At 64.9% G+C, this 1,109-nt stretch carries 1 protein-coding gene; it reads right to left on the reverse strand.

Translation table 11 applies throughout. From position 1 onward, the window contains the following. On the reverse strand, positions 1 to 1,109 hold a 1,109-nt coding region (locus tag B9Z45_RS16650; protein WP_199221938.1), incomplete at both ends, for a VCBS domain-containing protein.

Raw genomic sequence — 1,109 nt, forward strand, 5'->3', positions numbered from 1 at the left:
GCATCGTTGGCGCCGTTGATGGTGACGGTCACGAGTTGCACTGTGCCGTCAGCGGCGGTGACCGTGAACGTGTCGCTCAGGGTAGAACCTGCAGCCAGGGCTTGCACGGTGGCGTTGCTGTTGTTGAGCGTGTAGGTCCACTCGCCAGAGGCGCTCATGGCGTAGGTGCCGTAGCCGCCGGTGCTGGTGGCTCCAGCAGTGACCTCCGTGAACAGGTTGGCTGTGCCATCGACGTCGGTGCTGAAGAGCTTACCGGTGGCGGTCGGTGTGCCAGGGGTGCCGTTGGTCACGCCGCTGTCTTCGGTGACAGCACCGGTCACGGCGCCGGTGATCTGGGCCGCATCGTTGGCGCCGTTGATGGTGACGGTGACCACCTGGGTGGTGCCATCCTGGCTGGAGACGGTCAGGGCGTCGGTGACTTGGACGCCAGCAGCCAGGGCTTGTACCGCGGCCTTGGTGTTGTCCAGGGTGTAGCTCCACGCGCCTGTGCCTGCGGTAAAGGTGAAGTTGCCGTAGGTGCCGGCCAAAGACGCTGGGGCGTTGAAGCTCGATTCACCAGCATCGACATCGCTGACGCTGAGCGTGCCGCCAACGACTACGCCGCTGTCTTCGGTGACAGCACCGGTCACGGCGCCGGTGATCTGGGCCGCATCGTTGGCGCCGTTGATGGTGACGGTGACCACCTGGGTGGTGCCATCCTGGCTGGAGACGGTCAGGGCGTCGGTGACTTGGACGCCAGCAGCCAGGGCTTGTACCGCGGCCTTGGTGTTGTCCAGGGTGTAGCTCCACGCGCCTGTGCCTGCGGTAAAGGTGAAGTTGCCGTAGGTGCCGGCCAAAGACGCTGGGGCGTTGAAGCTCGATTCACCAGCATCGACATCGCTGACGCTGAGCGTGCCGCCAACGACTACGCCGCTGTCTTCGGTGACAGCACCGGTCACGGCGCCGGTGATCTGGGCCGCATCGTTGGCGCCGTTGATGGTGACGGTCACGAGTTGCACTGTGCCGTCAGCGGCGGTGACCGTGAACGTGTCGCTCAGGGTAGAACCTGCAGCCAGGGCTTGCACGGTGGCGTTGCTGTTGTTGAGCGTGTAGGTCCACTCGCCAGAGGC

The organism is Limnohabitans sp. 2KL-17, from assembly GCF_003063415.1.
Classification (GTDB): Bacteria; Pseudomonadota; Gammaproteobacteria; order Burkholderiales; family Burkholderiaceae_C; genus Limnohabitans_A.